The 3,954-nt window shown below is 66.8% G+C and carries 5 protein-coding genes; 2 read left to right on the forward strand and 3 right to left on the reverse strand.

The window, feature by feature from the left end; translation table 11 throughout:
- The coding region (locus ABYB95_RS18705; RefSeq protein WP_372660264.1) for a DUF2917 domain-containing protein at positions 1–258 on the reverse strand (258 nt) is incomplete at its 3' end.
- A 184-nt stretch (positions 259–442) separates the two neighbouring features.
- On the opposite strand from ABYB95_RS18705, the gene ABYB95_RS18710 reads away from it, so the two are divergent.
- A complete protein-coding gene (locus tag ABYB95_RS18710) occupies positions 443–2,008 on the forward strand; it encodes a PLP-dependent aminotransferase family protein (RefSeq protein WP_372660266.1) in 1,566 nt (521 codons plus the stop codon).
- Between the two features lie 5 nt (positions 2,009–2,013).
- Here the strand turns inward: ABYB95_RS18710 and ABYB95_RS18715 are convergent, their stop codons facing one another.
- Both ABYB95_RS18715 and ABYB95_RS18720 read right to left on the reverse strand, forming a co-directional pair.
- Positions 2,014–2,379, reverse strand: coding sequence for a VOC family protein (locus ABYB95_RS18715; protein WP_372660268.1), 366 nt, complete (start codon positions 2,377–2,379; stop codon positions 2,014–2,016).
- A gap of 12 nt (positions 2,380–2,391) precedes the next feature.
- Positions 2,392–2,694, reverse strand: a complete 303-nt coding sequence (locus ABYB95_RS18720; RefSeq protein ID WP_372660270.1) for a hypothetical protein — start codon at positions 2,692–2,694, stop codon at positions 2,392–2,394.
- A gap of 194 nt (positions 2,695–2,888) precedes the next feature.
- Between ABYB95_RS18720 and ABYB95_RS18725 the strand changes: the two genes are divergently transcribed.
- The coding region (locus ABYB95_RS18725) for a cytochrome P450 (RefSeq protein WP_372660273.1) at positions 2,889–3,954 on the forward strand (1,066 nt) is incomplete at its 3' end.

The following is a 3,954-nucleotide window of genomic DNA, read 5'->3' on the forward strand; positions in this document are numbered from 1 at the left end:
CTGCAAGCGGTATTCGGCACAGGCGGCGGCACCGGCGTCGGGCATGGCATCGGCTTGGACCACCACCCAATCGCGCTGCAGGTCGATGCTGGCGCCCGGGCCCAGAAACAGGTCTTGCGTCACACCCGGTTGGGTCAACCACAAGCGACCGCGCAGCACCTGCAAACGCATCCCTTCTTTGGCGTGGATCACACGGGTCTGGCGCTGCGGCAGCACGGCAGGCGTGCCGCATTCTTGTGGGTGTGGACTCAGTTGCATGGGGACCTCCTGTTCATGGAGCTCTACTGTCCCGGAATTCCCGCCCGTCCAACAGACACAGTCGCGGCCCATGTGGGCACCGCAACCACGGGTAAACCCCATCTGTACGGCTGGGGTTACACCCCATCTGTACCGGTGCAATGGCTGGTATTTCAAGCCTGTGCTGGTTTAGCATGGTGTCACCATGCACCAGGCGCCCGACTTTCACCGTTCGCTCGACGATGGGGGTGCCCCCACCCCGCACACCGATCCGCAGGCCACAGACACGCCCACTGCGCCGCCGCTCTATGAGCAACTGGCACAACGCCTGGCGCAACTGATTGGCAGCGGCGCGTTCAAGGCAGGCCAGCGCCTGCCCTCGGTGCGCGAATCGGCGGCCCAGCAAGGTGTGTCGATCTCCACCGTGCTGCAGGCCTACCGCCAGCTCGAAGAACGTGGCCTGGTGCAGGCCCGGCCGAAGTCGGGCTATTTTGTGCGGGCCAGCCAGCGCAGCATCAAACAGCCCGGCCTGAGCACGCCGCCGCCGCGCAGTTTTTCGCTGGAGCGGCAAAGCCGTTCCGATGTCTTTGCCATGCTGCACCAGCCCGGCGACCGCGCCTCTTTCGGTGGCTACACGCCGGACCACAACGGCATGTTCGACGGCGACCGCCTGCGCGTGGCGGTGGCGCGCGCCGCCCGGCTGCACCGGCACAGTCTGCTGCAATACAACAAGGCCGACGCCGGCACGCCCGCGCTGCGCGAAGCCGTGGCGCGCCGCGCCCTGCACCTGGGCTGCGCGCTCGACGCGAACGACATCGTCATCACCGCCAGCTGCATCCAGGCCGTGAGCCTGTGCCTGAGCGCGGTGACCCGTCCCGGCGACGTGGTGGCGCTGGAGTCGCCCACGTTTTTTGGCTATCTCGACCTGCTCAAAGCCCTGGGGCTGCGCGCCCTGGAAATACCCACCCATCCGCGCACCGGTCTCTCGCTGCCGGCGCTGGAGCTGGCGCTGGACACGCAACCGGTCAAGGCGGTGCTGGTCACGCCCACCTTGTCCAACCCGGTCGGCGCCGTGATGCCGCTGGCGGCCAAACAGCGCCTGGTGCGGCTGCTCGCCCAGCGCCAGGTGGCCTTGATCGAAGACGTGGTCTTCAACGACTTGCTGGCCAACGACGAACGGCGCCGGGCCGCCAAGTCCTTCGACCAGGACGGTGGCGTGATGGTGTGCGGCTCGTTCTCCAAAACCCTCGCACCCGGCCTGCGCCTGGGCTGGGTGGCGCCAGGACGCTGGCGCGATGCGGTGTCCACCCAGAAGCGCCTGCAAGGTGCCGCCAACAACGTGGTGCTGGAACACGCGTTGGCCGACTTGTTGACCCAGGGTGGTTACGAAGCGCACCTGCGCCGACTGCATGCCCAGTTGCAACAGCGCCTGGGCGAAGCCCGCAAGCTGATCGCCCAGAGTTTTCCGGTCGGCACCCGGGTCAGCAACCCACCTTCGGGTTACAGCCTCTGGGTCGAGCTCGAACCGGGCTTCGACAGCGTGGCACTGTTCCAGCATTGTCTGGCGCAGGGCATCACCTTCGGGCCCGGTAGCTGGTTCACCGCCACCAACCGCTACCGCAACTGCATGCGCCTGAGCTTTTCGGGCCAATGGGGTGCGGTGGAACAGGCCGCCCTGCAAGAGATCGGCTACGCGGCACGCCAGTTGATGCGCACCAGCCCCTCACGCACGACACCACCGCAGGCCAGCGAGCCCCTGGTGTCGGCCTGAGGCCTTCAGCGCACAGCGCTGGGATCGAACAAGGGGTTTTGTATCAGGCCCAGGCGGTTGCCAAAGGGGTCTTGCACCGCCGCGACCCGTATGCCTTCCCCCACCGCCGAGATGGGATCCAGCTCGGTGGCACCCAGCGCCAACAAGCGCGCGAAATCCGCTTCGATATCGTCCACGCCCCACAAAGGCTGTGGCCCGTTGGTGCCCGGTTGTGCGTTGGGCAGCAGGCCCAGCTCAAAACCACCGACCGCAAAGCCGACGTAAAAGGGCTGGTCAAAATACGGGGCCTGCCCCAGCACCTCGGCGTACCAGGCTTTGGCGGCACCCAGATCGGCGACGGGGTAAATGGCGGTGCGCAATCCCAGCATCATGGTGGTGTTCTCCTAAGGTCTGCTCACACATTGCAACAGCGGCGTGGCCGGTGCGTCCTTGCTGCTCCTGCCTTCCGACGGTTTGTGTTCACCGATCACGCAGGACAGGCCGCCACAGACGCAGTGCACCACCACGGTGGCGATCGGCGTCAAGGGCGTGGGGGCGGAACACTGGCAGGCCGGCGGGGCCATGGGATTCGGCGCGCCGGTCTGCGCATGCGCCGTCAGCGCGAGCAGGCAACCAGCGAACAGCGCCGCGCGCCAGGTTGGGCGGACAAGGCTGGGTAGAGGGAACAACAAAATGGAACGTGGCATAAGACCTCCGCACACGGCTGACGACTCAGGCCCTGGCCCTGCCAGGGGGCAAGCCCACGCGGCCTCGGATGTCAGCATCCCCGGCCGCGCGGGGTCGAACGAAGATGCTACACACAAGCCCGGGTGAAGTCACGCCCGGGGCGCACAAGCCCGCGACAGCCGTTCCGCCCTGGGCCTGCCAGAATCCCAACACCATGCAAGACCCGATCACACCCCCCATGCCCGCGGCCCGCGCCCAGGCCATTGCCGCCGAGTTTGACCTGCGCGCCCTGCCCGGCGACTTTCTGGCCAACCCGTACCCGGTGTACGCGGCGCTGCGCGAAACCCAGCCGGTGCGGCGCATGCCCGACGGTTCGTATTTTTTCACCCGCTACGCCGATCTGGTGGCCCTGTATCGCGATGCGCAGGGCTTCAGTTCCGACAAACAAGTGGAATTCGGGCCCAAATACGGCGCAGATTCCCCGCTGTACGAACACCACACGCACAGCCTGGTGTTCAACGACCCGCCGCTGCACACCCGGGTGCGCAAACTCATCATGGGCGCCCTGACCCGCCGCGCCATCGCCGGCATGGAGCCGGGCCTGGTGGCGCTGGTGGACAGCCTGCTCGATGCGCTGGAGCAGCGCGGTGGCGGCGACCTGATCGAAGACTTCGCCTCGGCGATTCCGGTGGAAATCATCGGCAATCTGCTGGACGTGCCGCACGCCGATCGCGCACCGCTGCGCGGCTGGTCGCTGGCGATTCTGGGCGCGCTGGAACCCACGTTGAGCCCGGAACAACAAGCGCTGGGCAACCGCAGCGTGAGCGAATTCCTGGACTACCTGCGCACCCTGGTCGCGCAGCGGCGCAAGACACCCGGCGACCCGGAACACGATGTGCTCACCCGCCTGATCCAGGGCGAGGCCAGCGGCGACCGGCTGAGCGAAGTGGAACTGCTGCAGAACTGTGTGTTCCTGCTCAACGCCGGCCACGAAACCACCACCAACCTGATCGGCAATGCGCTGATCTCGCTGCAGGAACACCCGCAGGAAAAAGCCAGCTTGTTGCAAACCCTGCAAGCCACGGCCCCAGATGCGGCCGCGCAAGAAACCGTGTTGACGCTGGCGGTGGACGAATTTCTGCGCTTCGAGTCGTCCAACCAGCTAAGCAACCGCCGCGCCTTGCGCGCCACCACCGTGGGCGGTGTGGAGCTGCCCGAAGGCGCGCTGGTCACGCTGTGCATTGGCGCGGCCAACCGCGACCCGGCCCAGTTTGCACAGC

It is taken from the genome of Hydrogenophaga sp. (assembly GCF_041633695.1).
Classification (GTDB): domain Bacteria; phylum Pseudomonadota; class Gammaproteobacteria; order Burkholderiales; family Burkholderiaceae_C; genus Hydrogenophaga.

What these genes read in the sequence shown, in the direction of transcription:
- ABYB95_RS18715 (WP_372660268.1), bottom strand. Translation starts at nt 2,379, where the DNA reads ATGATGCTGGGATTGCGCACCGCCATTTACCCCGTCGCCGATCTGGGT.
- ABYB95_RS18720 (WP_372660270.1), bottom strand. Translation starts at nt 2,694, where the DNA reads ATGCCACGTTCCATTTTGTTGTTCCCTCTACCCAGCCTTGTCCGCCCA.
- ABYB95_RS18710 (WP_372660266.1), top strand. Translation starts at nt 443, where the DNA reads ATGCACCAGGCGCCCGACTTTCACCGTTCGCTCGACGATGGGGGTGCC.